This window comes from Acidiphilium sp. AL (assembly GCF_025499445.1).
Classification (GTDB): Bacteria; Pseudomonadota; Alphaproteobacteria; order Acetobacterales; family Acetobacteraceae; genus Acidiphilium; species Acidiphilium iwatense.
The window spans coordinates 14410-29815 of sequence record NZ_JAIMBZ010000038.1 but is presented as its reverse complement, the minus strand read 5'-3'; the positions used below and the strand labels follow the sequence as shown (position 1 = coordinate 29815).

At 62.0% G+C, this 15406-nt stretch carries 19 protein-coding genes; all 19 read right to left on the bottom strand.

The genetic code is table 11. The features are described 5' to 3' along the window. Nucleotides 1-277 (bottom strand): cbb3-type cytochrome c oxidase subunit I (locus AiwAL_RS16245; protein ID WP_408851810.1); only part of this gene is annotated, 277 nt, incomplete at its 3' end. Nucleotides 278-302: 25 nt separating this feature from the next. After that, nucleotides 303-1202, bottom strand: a complete 900-nt coding sequence (gene coxB, locus AiwAL_RS16240; RefSeq protein WP_262313071.1) for a cytochrome c oxidase subunit II — start codon at nucleotides 1200-1202, stop codon at nucleotides 303-305. Nucleotides 1203-1375: 173 nt separating this feature from the next. Continuing rightward, nucleotides 1376-2023, bottom strand: coding sequence for a peroxiredoxin (locus tag AiwAL_RS16235; protein ID WP_235705322.1), 648 nt, complete (start codon nucleotides 2021-2023; stop codon nucleotides 1376-1378). 43 nt (nucleotides 2024-2066) lie between these two features. Further along, a complete protein-coding gene (locus tag AiwAL_RS16230) occupies nucleotides 2067-2369 on the bottom strand; it encodes a hypothetical protein (protein ID WP_231844414.1) in 303 nt (100 codons plus the stop codon). Nucleotides 2370-2444: 75 nt separating this feature from the next. Further along, the gene (locus tag AiwAL_RS16225) at nucleotides 2445-3002 is read right to left on the bottom strand and encodes a TlpA disulfide reductase family protein (RefSeq protein ID WP_262313070.1); all 558 of its coding nucleotides are present in this window, start codon (nucleotides 3000-3002) and stop codon (nucleotides 2445-2447) included. A gap of 55 nt (nucleotides 3003-3057) precedes the next feature. Further along, nucleotides 3058-3618: a TlpA disulfide reductase family protein gene (locus tag AiwAL_RS16220; RefSeq protein ID WP_262313069.1), complete on the bottom strand. Its 561-nt coding sequence runs from the start codon at nucleotides 3616-3618 to the stop codon at nucleotides 3058-3060. After that, nucleotides 3615-4337, bottom strand: coding sequence for an SCO family protein (locus tag AiwAL_RS16215; RefSeq protein WP_262313068.1), 723 nt, complete (start codon nucleotides 4335-4337; stop codon nucleotides 3615-3617). The genes AiwAL_RS16220 and AiwAL_RS16215 overlap by 4 nt, the downstream gene beginning before the upstream one ends. Beyond that, the gene (locus tag AiwAL_RS16210) at nucleotides 4334-4948 is read right to left on the bottom strand and encodes a class I SAM-dependent methyltransferase (RefSeq protein WP_235705318.1); all 615 of its coding nucleotides are present in this window, start codon (nucleotides 4946-4948) and stop codon (nucleotides 4334-4336) included. Before AiwAL_RS16210 ends, AiwAL_RS16215 begins: the two co-directional genes overlap by 4 nt. Continuing rightward, on the bottom strand, nucleotides 4945-7098 hold the full coding sequence (locus tag AiwAL_RS16205) for a protein-disulfide reductase DsbD (RefSeq protein WP_262313067.1): 2154 nt from the start codon (nucleotides 7096-7098) through the stop codon (nucleotides 4945-4947). The genes AiwAL_RS16210 and AiwAL_RS16205 overlap by 4 nt, the downstream gene beginning before the upstream one ends. After that, nucleotides 7095-7601, bottom strand: a complete 507-nt coding sequence (locus AiwAL_RS16200; protein WP_013640735.1) for a hypothetical protein — start codon at nucleotides 7599-7601, stop codon at nucleotides 7095-7097. Before AiwAL_RS16200 ends, AiwAL_RS16205 begins: the two co-directional genes overlap by 4 nt. Nucleotides 7602-7667: 66 nt before the next feature. Then, entirely contained in the window at nucleotides 7668-7994 is a 327-nt protein-coding gene (locus AiwAL_RS16195) for a hypothetical protein (protein WP_235705316.1), read from the bottom strand. Between the two features lie 35 nt (nucleotides 7995-8029). Beyond that, a complete protein-coding gene (locus AiwAL_RS16190; protein ID WP_013640737.1) occupies nucleotides 8030-8482 on the bottom strand; it encodes a DUF411 domain-containing protein in 453 nt (150 codons plus the stop codon). A gap of 29 nt (nucleotides 8483-8511) precedes the next feature. Next, a complete protein-coding gene (locus tag AiwAL_RS16185) occupies nucleotides 8512-9927 on the bottom strand; it encodes a multicopper oxidase family protein (protein WP_262313066.1) in 1416 nt (471 codons plus the stop codon). Between the two features lie 158 nt (nucleotides 9928-10085). Then, nucleotides 10086-10427, bottom strand: a complete 342-nt coding sequence (locus AiwAL_RS16180; RefSeq protein WP_235705314.1) for a hypothetical protein — start codon at nucleotides 10425-10427, stop codon at nucleotides 10086-10088. Nucleotides 10428-10525: 98 nt separating this feature from the next. Further along, nucleotides 10526-10798 (bottom strand): hypothetical protein, encoded by a 273-nt coding sequence (locus AiwAL_RS16175; RefSeq protein WP_262313065.1) that lies wholly within the window; start codon nucleotides 10796-10798, stop codon nucleotides 10526-10528. Nucleotides 10799-10985: 187 nt separating this feature from the next. Beyond that, on the bottom strand, nucleotides 10986-12590 hold the full coding sequence (locus AiwAL_RS16170) for an APC family permease (RefSeq protein WP_013640740.1): 1605 nt from the start codon (nucleotides 12588-12590) through the stop codon (nucleotides 10986-10988). A gap of 200 nt (nucleotides 12591-12790) precedes the next feature. Further along, on the bottom strand, nucleotides 12791-13297 hold the full coding sequence (locus AiwAL_RS16165) for a hypothetical protein (protein WP_235705311.1): 507 nt from the start codon (nucleotides 13295-13297) through the stop codon (nucleotides 12791-12793). A gap of 29 nt (nucleotides 13298-13326) precedes the next feature. Further along, the gene (locus tag AiwAL_RS16160; protein ID WP_235705310.1) at nucleotides 13327-13935 is read right to left on the bottom strand and encodes a redoxin family protein; all 609 of its coding nucleotides are present in this window, start codon (nucleotides 13933-13935) and stop codon (nucleotides 13327-13329) included. Beyond that, nucleotides 13932-15371: a mercury(II) reductase gene (merA, locus tag AiwAL_RS16155; RefSeq protein WP_316044791.1), complete on the bottom strand. Its 1440-nt coding sequence runs from the start codon at nucleotides 15369-15371 to the stop codon at nucleotides 13932-13934. Before merA ends, AiwAL_RS16160 begins: the two co-directional genes overlap by 4 nt. Nucleotides 15372-15406: the final 35 nt, after the last annotated feature.

The window sequence follows — 15406 nt, the reverse complement described above, 5'->3', positions numbered from 1 at the left end:
TCACCATGAAGAAGATCATCAGCAGCCCGTGCGCGGTGACGATCGCGTTCCAGGTCTGGCCCGAGGTGATCAGCGTGTTGTTCGGATGCATCAACTGCATCCGCATGATTTCCGACAGCACCCCGCCTTCGATCCCGGCAATGATCGCCCAGGTGATGTAGAGCGTGCCGATATCCTTGTGGTTCGTGCTCATCAGCCAGCGGCGGACGAACCCCGGATAATGGGCGTCATGCGCATGGGCGGCGTGGGCGTGATCGTGCGAGGCGGTGGTGGACATGGTCATATTCTCCTGGGCACGATGATTAATGGGTAACGGCCGGCGGCGCGGCAGCGCTCGCGAGCGTCACCCCCGGCAGCGCGGCGGCCTTCGCCTTTGCCGCCTGCTCCGCCAGCACTTCATATTTATGCACCTTCGGCACGTTGCCTTGCGCCGCGTCCTTCTTGGCCTCGGCGAGCCAGGCCTGGAACTGCTTCATCGGCAGCGCGACGACCTCGATCGGCATGTCGTCGTGGTTCATGCCGCAAATCTGGTTGCATTCGCCATAATAAACCCCCGGTGCGTCGATTTGAGTCCACTGGTGCCAGATCTGGCCGGGAATCGCATAGCGCTGCACACCGAGCGAGGGGATGAAGAAACTGTGCAGCACATCCTTGCTGGTGATCTGGAACACCACTTTCTTGCCAGCCGGCAGCACCAGCGGATGGTCGGCGGAAAGCTGGCGGATCTCGCCCGGCTTCAACTGGTTCGGCGGAATCGCGTAGGAGGTGAAATCGACTCCCTTGGCGCCGAGATAGTCGTATTCCCAGAACCATTGATGGCCGATCACCCGCACCGTCATGTAGCGGTGCTTATAGTTGGATTGCTGATAGATCATGTTGAGCGAGGGCACGAAAATCACGATCAGCAGCAGCGCGGGCACCACCGTCCACAGCACCTCGATCACCGTATTGTGCGTGGTGGTGGTCGGCACCGGGTGCCGGGAGGCGTGGAACCGCACCATCACGATGCCGAGCAGCACGCCAACCAGCGCGACCACGCCGAACATGATCCACAGCACGAACTGCATCATCCAGTCGATGGCCTTCTGGATCGGGCTCGCCGCCGGCTGGAACCACCACTCCCACGGGCGCGGCGCATGGATCGGAAACCCGGCAGCATTTTTTACGAATTCCGCCGCCGCGGCGTCCCGGAAGGACAGCATCAAAGCAATCGAGATAAATCCGCCTATCCAACCTATCATGCGCTTCGTCACTGTACTCATCGCTATGATCCGGGTCCCTACCATCGGGGATCCTCGATGGATTGTGTGAAGAGCTATACGGCCCCACAAAAATTAGGCATATGTGGGGCCGGTTTGGCGTCATGTCGGCGCGATCACTGCCGATGCGGTAGTCTGGGTTGGGCGACCATGCGAAGATAGGGCCGCAGGGTTCTCCAGCCCTCCGGGAAGCGGGTCTTTGCGTCATCGTCGGAGAGGCTTGGGAGGATGATGACCTCATCGCCATCATTCCAGTTCACCGGCGTCGCCACCTTGTGCGCATCGGTGAGTTGCAGGCTGTCGATGACCCGGATGATTTCGTCGAAGTTTCGGCCGGTGCTGGGCGGATAGGTGATGATGAGCCGAACCTTTTTGTTGGGATCGATGATGAACACGCTGCGCACCGTGACCGTGGGGTCGGCTTCCGGGTGGATCATGCCGTAGAGATGGGAGACCTTGCGATCGGCATCGGCCAGAAGCGGAAAATTGAGTGATTGACCTTGGGTTTCCTTGATGTCGTCTTCCCAGCCCTTATGGCTGTCGGCAGGATCGACCGAAAGCCCGATCGGCTTGGCGTGTCGTTTGTCCCATTCGGGCTTCAACCGCGCGACTTCGGCAAGTTCGGTGGTGCAGACCGGTGTATAATCCTTCGGGTGGCTGAACAGCACACCCCAGGAGTCGCCGAGCCATTGGTGGAATTTGATCGTGCCGTGCGTGCTGACCTGCTCGAAGTCGGGTGCGATCTGACCAAGTTGGATACTCATGCGCGTATTCCTTTCATTTTGATTTGACTGAATGAAGCTGATTTCAAGTGACATTCTGACTTTGACGGTGGGCGATCGACGGGACAGCGGACGACGGCATCGAGTCACCCCGGCGGACTGTGCCATCACCATTCTGGATCGCTGCGTCGATGGCTGGTGCGGCGTTCGATTTCGATTTGTTCATGCCCATCATGCAGAGCCCGAGGCCGCACATGACAAGACAGGGCAGCAGCGACAGGATGATCGGCGCCAAACCGGCGGCAACCAGCCAGCCCCAGCCGCCAACGGCAAGACCACCGCCGGCGATGACAACAAGGCCGACGACGATCGCAATCCGTCCGGTCAAGAAGCGCCGCCAGCCGGATCGGCGCGTAGTGCCGGTGTTATCGCAACATGCATTCATGGTTGAAAACTCCTTGGTTCAGGTGGGTGATTTCGACGAGATCACATGGGTCAGGAATCTGACCATGCGCGGGCTGTCCCAGACGGCGGTGCCGGATCGGAGACCGATCGCCTCGCCATCCGAGTTGATCAGAAAGCTGACCGGAATTTCCTGAAGATTGAGGATTTCCATGGCGCTGCCGCTCGGATCGAGAAAAATGCCAAGATGCTGGATCTTGAATCGGGCGTAGAATTCCTTGACCGGAGCCAATCCGCCGGTATCGATCGACACGGGAACGATCTGGAAGTGCGGACCGCCGAGTTTGGCCTGTAGCCGATCCAGCGTGGCTATCTCCTTTTGGCAGGGGATGTACCAGGTCGCCCAGATGCTGAGCAGCACGAACTTGCCGTGAAAGGATGCCAGCGAGATGTGCTGACCGGCTTCATCCAGGAACCTGAGTGCCGGAAATGTTTTTGGTGCAAAAAGCTGGAGTGGCGGATGTGCGGGGACCGCGGCGGATGCCGAGCCGGACGCTACGATCGCGCTGCCGGCCACCAGGAAGGGCAGTCCGAGCAACTCACGCCGCGAGGCGGGCAATCGAGACCAAATCCCGTCTTCTGGCCGACACGCAGTCCTGGTGTTCCGTCTTTGGTTATTCATGGGAATGCCCGGCTATCTGATGGGCCATGAATTTGACCACGTTCGGGCTATCCCAGACCACAGCGCCGGTCTCCCGCCCGATCTGCCTGCCGTTCGGGTCGATCAGGAAACTGGTCGGAACGCCTTCCAGGTTGAGCACCTGCATCGCGTTGCCGCTTGGATCGAGAAAGATACCGAGATGCTTGATCTTGATCTCGGCATAGAATTTCCTGACCGCTTCCAGTCCACCGGAATCGATCGAGACCGGCACCACTTCGAAATGCGGGCCGCCAAGCTTCGCTTGCAACCGATCCAAGGTGGGCATTTCCTTGCGGCAGGGGATGCACCAAGTCGCCCAGATGTTCAGGAGCACAAATTTGCCGTGGAAATCGGCGAGCGTGAGGGGATGACCGGATGCGTCGGAGAATTTAAATGTCGGCAACGGCTTTGGTGTGGTGATATAGAGCGGTGGGGCGTTCGGGATGGCGGCTGCGCCGGATCGCGGCAGGCCAAGCGCCGCGCCGGAAGCTGCGAGGGTAAGAAAACCACGCCGTGAGGATGGCGACAGGGTCATTGGGCGATCGCCTTTTTCATGACGTGGACGAGTTGCGGTACCGTGATGGACACCGGGAACAGATTCTCGAACTTTCCGTTCGGCGCCATCAAATAAATGAAGGTTGAATGACTGATCAGGCTCTGGCCGGAGGCTTCGTGATCGGTCGTGTTGAAATAGGCGTCGTATTCGCGGGCGACCTTGGCGATCTCCGGTACCGGCCCGGTGAGACCGATGATCTTGTTGCTGAACTTGGGCAGATATGTCCTAAGCACCGCCGGCGTATCATGGGTGGGATCGACGGTGATAAAGACGGGAGCAACATGTTTGGCGAGCTTCCCCAGCGCGTTCATCATGATCGCCATTTTTTCGAGTGTCAGAGGGCAGTCGTCCGGGCAGCGCGAGTAACCAAAATAGACCAGCATCCAGCGCCCGCGAAAACTTGCCGGTGTCATCGCCTGGCCGAACTGGTTGGTCAGGGCGAACGGGCCGCCGATCGGCGCGCCGGGAGAGATCGCCGAGTCGGTGGTGGTTGCCAGCCGGCCATGCGGCCTGCTCCAGCCGAGCAGATGCGCCAGAGTCTCGAGCGTATTGTGTTCCGTCACCCCGATAATGCCGGGATCGATGGCGATGGCGGTCAGTGCCGCACCGAGGCCAATCGCCCCGCCGATCGCGATCCGCCGCCCGATCCGGTGACCACGCCGGGGCTGATAATCTGAATATTCGCTCCGGTCGGTCATACGGGATGGGCCTTGCCTTCATAGAGATAATTATGCGTCCGCGGACCCGGCATCCGGTCATGCGACAGGCGCTCCATGTGAAACCCGGCCTCCATAATCAACGCGTCGATCTTGCGGTTGATATGGCAGCCGCCGGCGATCAGTCCCCAGGGGCGATCGAGCCGATCCTGCCAGCGCGCAATGCCGGGTTCCGGCGCGCGGCCATGCTCGATGAACAGAAGCGTGCCGCCAGGCTTGAGCACCCGCCGCGCCTCGCGCAGCGCCTGCACCGCGTTCGGGATGGTGCAGAGCGTCCAGGTGGTGACGACACTATCAATGCTTGCAGTGTCGATCGGCAAAGTCTCCGCCGAAGCCTCGATCAGTTCGACTGGCACGATGGCGCTCGTGACACGATCCTGCGCCATGCCCAACAAGGCGGACGAAGGATCGACGCCGGTGACCGATGTCACGCCGGCACCATAGAGCGGCAGATTGAGGCCGGAGCCGACGCCGAATTCCAACACACGCCCCTGTGCCACGCCGATGACGCGCGTGCGGAACGGTACCAGCGCCTCCTGACGCATCACAAAATTCAGAACATAGGGAAGAATCCTTCGGTCGTAGAAATTCATCGTGCGGCCTCCGTACGGGGTGGTGGTCCGGCCGCGCGCCGGAAAGCCTGCATGACGACGCCCGGTGTCAGCAGAGACGGCAGCATGATGCCGGATGGTGCGCCGGGGCCGTAGACCACGTCGAGCGGCACTCCATACCGTCCGAAGCTGCGCAAATAGGCGGTGATCGGCGCACTGGGGCGGGTCCAGTCGGCGCGCATCGCGACCACGCCGGGCGCGCGCAATTGTCGCGCCACCGGGTTACGGTCCAACACCGTGAGCGCATTGACCTTGCAGATCAGGCACCATGCGGCGGTGACATCAACGAAGACAATCTTGTTTTCGCCAATCAACGTGACGATGCGGGCCTGGTCGAATGTCTGCCAGATCGTGTTGTCGGCGCGTTGTTTGGTGGGTGCCAAGCTGGCCGGGGTGATCGATGGTTCGATAATGGCAAGGGCGACGGCAGCAATCACCGCGAAGGCTCCGATGCGGCGCAATCGGCCCTGGCTATTCCCGAGACGATGACGCCAGAACAGCAGCGCAAGCATGACGAGAATTGTAGCGCCGATGACCAGTGCGGCCATGGGCGAGACGACCGCTTCGATGATCCAGACCAGCCAGATCGCCGTGCCCAGCAGGGCAAAACCGAGAAGAACGCGGAGCACAACCATCCAGCGCCCGGGCTTTGGCATCCAGCGCACCAGGCCGGGGAAAGCCGCGACCAGCAGGTAGGGCAGCGCCATGCCGATCCCGAGGGCTGCGAAAATGCCCAGAATGACCAGTGGCGCGCGAGCGAGCGCGAAACCGACCGCGACGCCGATAAAAGGTGCGGTGCAGGATGTGGCAAGAAGCGTCGCAAAGACGCCGGTCAGAAACGCTGCGGTTCTGGCACTGGCTTCGCTGCCCATGGTCGCGGTTCGTGCCGCAAGCCCGGGGAGCGGGATCGGCAGCCACTCCCACAGGCTTGCGGCGAACAGCGTGGTGATCGCCGCCATCGCGCCGAGAAACCAGGGTTGCTGGAACTGGATGCCCCAGCCGATTGTGGCACCCACCGCCTTCAACACGATGATAATGAAGGCGAGAGCCGCGTAGGAAACAATGATCCCCAGCGCGGTTGCCAGTAGCGTGATCCGTAAATCCCGCCGCGCGCCGCCCGATGCTCCGGCGAAGCTCATGAGTTTGAGCGACAGGACCGGGAGCGTGCAAGGCATCACGTTCAGGATCAGACCGCCGAGCAGCGCGATCGCGAGGATCAGCATGATGCTCACACCGGTGCCATGTGCGGGCACGGGGCCGAACACCGGGGTTGCCGAAAACGCCGCCGCACCCAATCCGTTTTCCAGCGTGAATCGCAGTTTTCTTCCGGCGATGGCGGCCGCTTTTTCGCCCTTGAGGGTCACACTCAGCACGCTGCGCCGATGTCCGGTATCGAGCCAGATTTTTGGGGCACCCGGCGTTGCGGTCGAAAAATGGTTCTGGATGAACAGATCGGGGCGCGACAGGCGGGCGCCATGCGCATCGACAACAAGGGACAATATCGTCGTATTCTTGTGTCCAGGCGATTTGGACACCACCACTTGCAACAGGCTCAGCCCTGCTTGAGCCAGCGTGCCTGGCACGCGTGTCCAGGCCTTGGCGATCAGGGGCGCTTGCGGTCCGGGGCTCGCGAGGCCCGCAGGCAGGGGAAGCACAAGCTTGGCGGTGTAGGGGATGCAGATCGTCTTGCACGCCGAATAATGCACGAGCGCGTGCAGAACCATCGGCGCGCCGGGGTGTTTCGGCACGATCGATAGCGGCAGGACAACGCCGTGCTCGTAGCCCTGGGTAACCAGGCCATAGAGCAGATAGCGGTGCGGTGCAGGCCAGTACATTTTGGTCGATTTGACGTTGGTCGATCCCGCCCAGTCGATCGAGGGCGGAATGCCCGCGGCACCCGGATTGCGCCAATAGGCGTGCCAGCCACGCTCGAGCCTGATCTGCAAACCTGCGTCGATCTGCGGTGCGTTGCCCACAGCCTCGGTCGCGGTGATCAACCGCGCCGCCGCGTGCCGGTTGCCGACCCATTGGGTGCTTGCGGCTAAAGCAGATGTTATCGAAAACACCCCCAGCATGAATGTCAGGATGAGTATCAGAATGGCGGCAAGACGCGGCTGCGACCGGATGATCATCGGCAGGTCTCGACGGACAATGCGCAAGGGCGGCGATACGCGAACCAAAGCGCCACTCCCGGCACGACGACCCATTGCAGGAAAGGCGATAGACCGGTGCCGAGCACCGGCAGAACCGGCATCGCCGGGCTATAGGCCCACGCGCCGCGCACCACGACGTTGAGCCACTCGCTGAACATTGTATAGGCGACACCGCTCGTGAGCGTGACGAGAACGGCACGCCCGCCATTTGCAAACGGCCATTGCCGCCCGGCCGCAATGATCCCGAACAGCATCGTGACGGAGCCGATCAGCAGATCGCCGATCCAGCAATGCAGCACGGCAAAAGCAAGATAGGCGAAGCGTGCCGTCCGCCAGATCGTGTAAAACGGCAGTTGCATCGTTTCCCAGACAAGATTGCCGATCGCCATGGTGACGAAATACCGGCGTAGCACGGTGCGGCCAGCCACGGTGGTCAACTGCGTTGGCAGCCCTAACATCGCGAGACGGCAATTGATGCGCATGTCGTTTGTCCAGAAGGTAGACGGCCCGGTGACGCGGAGAGCAGCGCGTCCCCGGGCGCCGATCCGTTACGACTTTTTCGGGGCGGCTTTGCCCATCATGGTGCCATGATGAGCGCCCATCGTGCCATGACCCATGTTGTCGGCCATCTTGTTCATCACGCGGGTGCAGGCGTTCATCATCGCCATCATGCCCATCATGCCAGCCATACCACCGCCCGCCATGCCGGCACCGGTCTTGCCCTTACCGGTCATCTTGCCCCCCGACATCATGCCGCCGCTGTTCGTGGTTTTGGCCTGTGGCGCGGGTGTGGTCGCGGCAGTGGCGATCATCGGCGCGGCGAAGACCGCGACGGACATTGTGGCCGCGATGAGTGAAGTCCTGAATTTCAGCATTTGTGAGTTCTTTCTGTGATTGCCGAGCACAATGCTCAGTTGACGGTTGCGAACACGACCGGTTTCGGCGTGCCGACCAGATAGACCGCGATCGGCTCGGCTTTCATGCCTGCCATCGCCGGCATTCCCGGCAGACCGACCGGCATTCCCGGAATCGCCAGCCCTTTGGCCGAGGACGGTTCGGCCAGGAATTTCTTGATGAGCGGGGCCGGAATGTGGCCTTCGAAGACATGGCCGGCGAGCTTGGTCAAATGACAACCGACCAGCGACTTAGGAACGCCGGCTGCCAAAGTGACCTGCTCGAGATTGGGTGTTGGAATCACCGTCACCTTGAAGCCGTTCTTGTCGAGATATTTGGCATAGGCTTCGCAGCACGAGCAGGACGGATCCTTGTAGAGCGTTGCCTTGATCGGCGCGGCGGCAAGCGCCGAGACCGGCGCCAAGGCGGCCAAGGCTACGGTGGCATTGAGCAGGGTGCGTCGGTTCATCGGTTTGACTTTCATCTTTGGTTTGAGGGTCATGCCACGCGGATCACCGTCATCAGCCCGTTCACCTGGTGCTCGATGACGTGACAATGGAACATCCAGTCGCCCGGATTGGTGGCGGCGAAGGCGATTTCGACCGTATCCTTCGGGCGCAGGATCACGGTGTCGCGCAGGTGCGGATAAGGCTCTTTCACACCGTTGCGCGACAGCACCGTGTAGCTGTAGCCGTGCAGATGCATCGGGTGCCAAAATGCGGTGTGGTTCTCCAGCGTCAGCAGCGCGGTGCGGCCAAGCGGAATCGTGAAGATCGGCGCCATGCCGTCACTCGTCCGGCTGCCATCCTTGATACCCCAGATGGGAGCGGGCTTGCCGTCGGCTGTCATGCCCATGCCGCCCATCATGCCACCGACGATATCCAGATGGTGGCGGATCGGGTTGCTGAGATCGGGCTTGGGCACTGGATTTGGCGGCAGGATGATCGGCTGTGCCGGCAAGGAGCGCCGGCGCGGTTGCTGCTTCGTGTAAGCCAGCGTCACCAGCCGATAGGTCGCATGCCGGCCGTAGAAATCGTCGATGACGGGATAATCGCGGCCGGGCTGGCCGGTCGTGTCGAGTTGCAGATCGACCCGCTGGGCCGGTGCAATGATGACCTGTCCGTTGGCGGGCTGGAAAGGATGACAAGGCTGACCGTCGAGCGCGATCACCGTGACCCGATGCCCCGTGAACCGCAGTGCCATGAACCGGGCGAGGCAGGCATTGACCATTCGGATGCGGAGCCGTTCCCCGGCACGCAGCTTGATCGGTCCGGGGACGACACCGTTGATGGTCACTACGCTGCCGATCCGCCCACTCATCGCCGCTTCCATCGGCGTGTCGAAACCCGGCACGAACTGATCGTTCGGCTCGAACGCCCAGTCCTGGAGCACCCAGAGCAATTCGCGGTCGAACGGTGGCGGTTCCGGCTCTTTGACGATCAAGGCCCCGGCCATGCCGCGACCCATCTGGTGCGCCGTATGTTCATGCGGGTGATACCAGAAGGTGCCGGCATCGGGTGGGGTAAACGCGTAGTGGAAATCGGCACCCGGCCGGATTGGCTTCTGGGTCAGGAACGGCACGCCGTCCATATCGTTCGGCAGCCGGATGCCGTGCCAGTGCACCGTGGTGCCCTGGTCGAGGCCGTTGGTCACTGTGGATTGGAATGGGACGGCCTGGTGCATGGTCACCACCGGGCCGGACACCGTTCCGTTATAGGCGAGAACATCGGTTTTGGGGCGGTTTGCACCCAGGATCGCGGCCTTGGCAGGAGCTGGCCGCAGATCGGCGGTGATGGCACGGCTGGTTGCCGCGTCGGCAGGCGCCGCCCAGGGTAGCACGGCAGCCGAGGCGGCAGCGCCGCCCAGCTTCAGCAGAGTCCGTCGTCGCACGACGGACGGATATTCGATCGTCATAAAATCTGATCCCACGCAGACCGTGGATCGGGCATTTGGCAGGCCGGATCACGGTCAGGTTGGGCGCGTCAGCGCCCGAACAAAGCGGCTACGCAAACCACCGGAGATTTGCGCACACAACCAATGCTAGCCGCCGGTCCGGGAAAACCGGAAGGCGGTCAGCTCAGCGCGAGGGATCGAGGTGGCGGCGCGTCCGGTATGGGACGCAGACCGAGATGGGATGACGCGGCTAGCGGGTGATACGTCGTCAACACAGTGTCGATGAGCGCGACAGCGCTTGCCCCGCTTATCGGTAATGCCACCGCACTGGTGCAGGTCGGGGCGATGCAGCGCGCGCCCATGGGACGATGGTGCGCCTGGCCCGGACTGTGATGACCCGAGCAATCATGACCAATGCAGACAGGTGCCGTCGCGACCGCCTGTGTCATCGGCATCGCGCGCGCGAACGCCGGCACGCTCGTGGCGAGCACGAGAGCAAGGGCGATCAGGAAGTGTGTCATGGTTCGGAACACGGATTATGCATATGTCTCGCGCGACAGTCTGGCAAGGGGGAGAACTTGGCGGCGTGACCTGCAGGTAGAACCACGACACCTCACGATCACAGGAAATCGGTGAAATTTGCGTGTTCGACCATCAAGGTGCCGGCAAGTAGGATCACGCCGAGCATCAGGATCAGCGGTGTAACGGCATAGGTCATGACCGAAAACTGAAAATGGCCGCGCGCGGCGAGCCGTCGCATCTCGCGTCCCCAAGAAACCGCCCCAAAGGCCAGCAGAATTATCGATCCCCACAACCACCAACGCTCATAGGGACCGACGAGCAATTGCAGGTGCAGCGTCCACGCGCCGGCCAGGCCGGTGCCGGCCAGCATGATCGGCAGCGCGCAGCACGCCGCACAGCCGAACGATGAGACCAGACCCGTGAGGCTCAGCGTCGGGGACCATCGGCGCGTCATTCGGGAAACCCGTAATTGCAATAGAGAATGTACCTCGGTTTGGTTTGAGTCGGATGACCGTTGGGTGCCATTTCACGGATTATACCAGATCGAGAGAAATGTTTCAGATTTTGGTGGCTGTCGGGATTTGTACTTGCGATGTGGCGATCGACGCCTTCGCTTCCGCCGGATCGGGAAGGCCGGCGCGCGCGGCAATAATTAAAATCGCGACACTGAACAGCACCAGCACCACCGACAGGGCAGCATCCGACAGCGCGCCGGTTCCTGCGGTTAGGTTCTTCGGCCCCAAATTAGCCAGCGCCCATAGCCCCGCGAAATATGGCGCGATCCACCACGCGCCCGCGATTTCCAGATGCCCGAACCCGCCATACATCACGCGCTGTGTAATCGCGTAAAGCGCCGCGACGATCAGCACGTACAGCATGATCACGTTGGCAGTGTGCGCGCCGGTCCACACGATGATGAAATTGGCCACGATGAACGCTAATCCCGCGACCGGTATTGCGAGCGGCAGTTGGAACGGGCGCGGATAGCGCGCGACCGGCATGGTGCGGCGCAGCGTGATCAACGAAACCGAGGCCATGCCGTAGGACAGCAGGGCTGCCGCCGATACCACCTTGATGATCGCCCGCCAGGACGGCAAAGGCAGCAGAAAAATCACCCCGATCGCAAAAGCGGCAAGCACACCGACGATCGGCACACCGGCGCCCGAAAGCCGGGCGAATGGTCCGCGAACCAGGCCCTCGCGGCCGGCGGCGTAGAACAGGCGCGGTGTCGAGGTATAAGCGATGATGCCGGTGCCGGCCGGTGACACGGCGGAGTCGATATACAGCAGAACTGCCAGCCAGCTCATGCCCATCAAGGTCGCGAGGCCCGCGAACGGGCCGGACAGGCCGGTGAAATGCAGTTTGCCCCAGCCCTGCGCCAGCGCGTGCGGCGACAAGGCGCCGATGAAGACGGTCTGCAACGCCGCGTAGAGCAGACAGCCGATCACCACCGAGCCGATGATCGCGATCGGCAGATCGCGCTTCGGATGGCGGGATTCGCCCGCGAGCTCGACCGCCTGACGAAACCCAGTATAGGCGTAGATCACGCCAGAGGTGGCGACGGCCGAAAAAATGCCCGCGACCCCGTGCGGGGCAAAACCGTGCGCGGTGAAATTTCTGGGGTGAAAGCGTGCGAGCAGAAGGGCGATGGCGGTCAGCGCCGGAATTGCCAGTTTCCAAATCGTGACGATCCCGTTGATCCGCAGAACCAGCCTTATCGCCAGCGTGTTGATCAGGGCGAACATCGCCAGCAGAGCGACCGCGGCCAGAAAACCCGACTGGCTCAGCACGCCGCCCGGCGACACCAAGCCGTGATAATAATTGTTCGCATAGGTGACCACGGCCGTGGCTTCGGCCGGCGCCGAGGTCAGGTAGCCCAACAGCACCACCCAACTCATCACGGTGGCGAGCAGCTTGCCGTGACTGAGCTTGGGCAGCGCGATCACCGCGCCCGCACGCGGAAATGCGGTGGTGAGTTCGGCATAAACGAACGCGAGCAGCAGGATGGCGAACCCGCCGATCGCCCAGGCGATCAGCGATGCCGGCCCGGCCGATTTCGCGGCATTCAACGGGCCGAACAACCAGCCTGAGCCCACGATGCCGCCCAGACTGGCGAGGATCAGACCAAGGACACCCGCGTCACGCTTAAGACCACCACTCATGCAGCCGCGTGGGCCATGGTCTTCGTTGCTATGTCAAGGTCGAGCATCAGTTCCGATAATCTGATCCGCCACTCCGACGGCGGACCCAGGGAGGTGGACGAGGTGGCGCATGTATCGATGATGCATAAACCGGTGCCTGCCAGCAAGGGCGGCAACACGCTGCACGCCCGTGCGGCTCAGCATCGGAGCCCATCGGCGGTTCATTTTACTGGCCTGCACTCGCAATAGAGAACGCGCCTCGCGTTGCCCTGAAGCCCCCAGGCCATCAGCACGATGGCTGCTGCATAAAATTCGAGCTCATGCGTGGCAATGAAGCCTTGCAACGGCGTGGCGGCAGCGCCGACCGCCGGCAGGCTTGCCGCGATCGCGGCGATCGTGATCGGCAGAATCGGCGAGCAGCACAGCAACGGCGCAATCAGGGCGACGATCGAGCCCGACGCACTGCCGACGACACCGCCGCCTGAGCCCATGCGCCAGCCATAGACGCCGAGCGGTAGGGTCAGCGCCAGCAGGCCAGCCATCACGATCGCCAGGAACACGTCCTGGACGGTCAGAAACGGCAGCGCAACCAGACCGACGGCGCCCCCGGTTTCGCTTGCCGGCAGCAGCATGAGGTAGAAAGTGAGCAGGACGATAAAACTGATCGCCGCCCACATGCGATAGCCGGGGTGCCCAAACACCAGCCGCAACGCCCGGGGTATGACCATCGATCGGGCGCGGATAACCGCAGTCGCACTCATTTTGAATCCGACGCAATGAAATGCTTGATCTTTCCGAATGTCACCGAAGGTGCCGAGGACGTGGCGACGATCTGGTTCTGGGCGTCGATCAGCTGATAGATGTCCACGTAATGGTGTGGATCATACGCGGCTGCCAGTTCTTTTGTCGCATCGCCGAACACGAAATGCGGGTCTTTGAGCAACGTGGGCGCGACCTGTGCGGCAAATTTTTCGATCGTGATCCCCGGATAACCGCCGTTCTTGTAGTCGCGCAGCACAATGATCTTCAGGTTCGACCGGTCGATCAGTGCTTGATGATGCGCGAATGCTTTCAGACCTGCTTTGCAACTGCCGCACCAGGTCGCGACTTCCCAAATGATCAGCTTCTGACCGTGATAGGTCGCCAGTCTCACCAGATGCCCCCCCGACCGGAACGACGCGTCCGGAGCTGTCTTGGCCGATGTGACCGGCGGATTCTCAGGTGCCATCATCGGGGAAGGCGTCGCATGTGCGTAGGCCGGAACCAGAGCGGCGGCGGCAAACGCCAGGACAAAAATTGTAGATTTCGGGGTGAGATGACGTAAGCGTTTCATGGCGTTGGTTGCCTTCGGGTTGATGGTGGTCATCCGGCGCAGCAGGAGAGTTTGGCGACATCCTTCTGGAATCCCAGCGACGCGAGCTTCAGCCCCTCGACCGTGGTCAGATACGGGAACAATGTATCCGCCAGATCGGTGACCGTGAGGTCATGCTTGATCGCGAGCACGGCGGTCTGGATGCTGTCGGCGCTCTCGGGTGCCAGAATATGCGCGCCGAGCAGCCGCAGGCTGCCCGCCTCGGCGACGAGTTTGATCAGCCCACGTGTATCACGTGCCGCGAGCGCGCGTGGTACCTGGACAAGATCAAGCCTGACGGTGCGGATATCCTGGCCCTGACGGCGTGCTTCGGTCTCGGTAAGGCCGACGCTGGCAACCTGCGGATCGGTGAACACCACCTCGGGCATCGCCCGCGAGTCGTACCGGAGGATGTCACCATTCAGGGCATTCTCGGTCGCGAGCTTCGCGCCATAGGCTGCCATGTAGACATACTGGTCCCGCCCGGTAACATCGCCCGCCGCATAGATTCCGGGCCGGTTGGTGGCGAGATGCTCATCGGTCGTGATCGCGCCGTTCCGATCGAGCGCGATTCCGGCGGTGCCTAGACCCATACCGCTTGTGTTCGCGCGCCGCCCGGTGGCGATCAGAACTTGTTCAGCTTCGATGGTCTGGGCGGTTTCACCCGCCAAGAGGTCGAGTGCGACACCTGCTTCCGTCTGTCTGATTTGCCGATATGTTACGCCGCATTCGATCGTGACGCCCTCGTCACGCAAATAGCCGGCAAGTGCATCACTGATCTCCGGCTCAAATCCCGGCAACAAGCGCGAGCGGCAGACGATGGTGACGGCAACGCCAAGCCGTGCGAACATCTGACCCAGTTCACAGCCGATCACCCCGCCGCCGATGATCAGGAGGGATTTGGGCAAACGGTCCAGCGCGAGCGCTGTGGTGCTGGTGAGATAGGGAACCTCGTCCATTCCGGGAATCGCGGGCACGGCGGCCGAGGCGCCGGTGGCGATCACCACACGATCGGCTGGGAAAATTGCACCGCCCGCCTCAATCCCCGCATCGGTAAACCGCGCGCGGCCCTGAACATAGCGGATGGTCTCGTATTCCGGGAGCAGCGCCTGGTATTTGGTACCGCGCAGATCGGCGACGAGCTGGTCCTTCTGTGCCATCAGGGCCGACCAATCATTGATCCGCGCAGCACCCACGATGCCGGCGAAGCGGCTGGAAGATTTGGCATGATGCAACGCCTCGGCCGCGCGGATCAGGGTTTTCGACGGCACGCAACCGATATTCACGCAGGTGCCACCGATCGTGCCATGACCGATCAAGGCCACGTTCGCGCCGAGTTCGCTCGCCCGGATCGCGGCGGAAAACCCCGCCGATCCAGCACCGATCACCACCAGATCGGGGGTCGTGGCGCGGGAGGATGCGCAGCAATCATGTGTCGTCACAGCGTCCATGCCGTTGGTCCTTGTGGTGAGATCTGGATGGGCCT

Excerpts from the sequence above, each read along its gene's own strand:
- coxB (WP_262313071.1), bottom strand. The coding sequence starts at position 1,202 with ATGCTGTCCTTCCGGGACGCCGCGGCGGCGGAATTCGTAAAAAATGCT.
- AiwAL_RS16235 (WP_235705322.1), bottom strand. The coding sequence starts at position 2,023 with ATGAGTATCCAACTTGGTCAGATCGCACCCGACTTCGAGCAGGTCAGC.
- AiwAL_RS16220 (WP_262313069.1), bottom strand. The coding sequence starts at position 3,618 with ATGACCCTGTCGCCATCCTCACGGCGTGGTTTTCTTACCCTCGCAGCT.
- AiwAL_RS16215 (WP_262313068.1), bottom strand. The coding sequence starts at position 4,337 with ATGACCGACCGGAGCGAATATTCAGATTATCAGCCCCGGCGTGGTCAC.
- AiwAL_RS16210 (WP_235705318.1), bottom strand. The coding sequence starts at position 4,948 with ATGAATTTCTACGACCGAAGGATTCTTCCCTATGTTCTGAATTTTGTG.
- AiwAL_RS16205 (WP_262313067.1), bottom strand. The coding sequence starts at position 7,098 with ATGATCATCCGGTCGCAGCCGCGTCTTGCCGCCATTCTGATACTCATC.
- AiwAL_RS16200 (WP_013640735.1), bottom strand. The coding sequence starts at position 7,601 with ATGCGCATCAATTGCCGTCTCGCGATGTTAGGGCTGCCAACGCAGTTG.
- AiwAL_RS16195 (WP_235705316.1), bottom strand. The coding sequence starts at position 7,994 with ATGCTGAAATTCAGGACTTCACTCATCGCGGCCACAATGTCCGTCGCG.
- AiwAL_RS16190 (WP_013640737.1), bottom strand. The coding sequence starts at position 8,482 with ATGAACCGACGCACCCTGCTCAATGCCACCGTAGCCTTGGCCGCCTTG.
- AiwAL_RS16185 (WP_262313066.1), bottom strand. The coding sequence starts at position 9,927 with ATGACGATCGAATATCCGTCCGTCGTGCGACGACGGACTCTGCTGAAG.
- AiwAL_RS16180 (WP_235705314.1), bottom strand. The coding sequence starts at position 10,427 with ATGACACACTTCCTGATCGCCCTTGCTCTCGTGCTCGCCACGAGCGTG.
- AiwAL_RS16175 (WP_262313065.1), bottom strand. The coding sequence starts at position 10,798 with ATGCTGGCCGGCACCGGCCTGGCCGGCGCGTGGACGCTGCACCTGCAA.
- AiwAL_RS16170 (WP_013640740.1), bottom strand. The coding sequence starts at position 12,590 with ATGAGTGGTGGTCTTAAGCGTGACGCGGGTGTCCTTGGTCTGATCCTC.
- AiwAL_RS16165 (WP_235705311.1), bottom strand. The coding sequence starts at position 13,297 with ATGGTCATACCCCGGGCGTTGCGGCTGGTGTTTGGGCACCCCGGCTAT.
- AiwAL_RS16160 (WP_235705310.1), bottom strand. The coding sequence starts at position 13,935 with ATGACCACCATCAACCCGAAGGCAACCAACGCCATGAAACGCTTACGT.
- merA (WP_316044791.1), bottom strand. The coding sequence starts at position 15,371 with ATGGACGCTGTGACGACACATGATTGCTGCGCATCCTCCCGCGCCACG.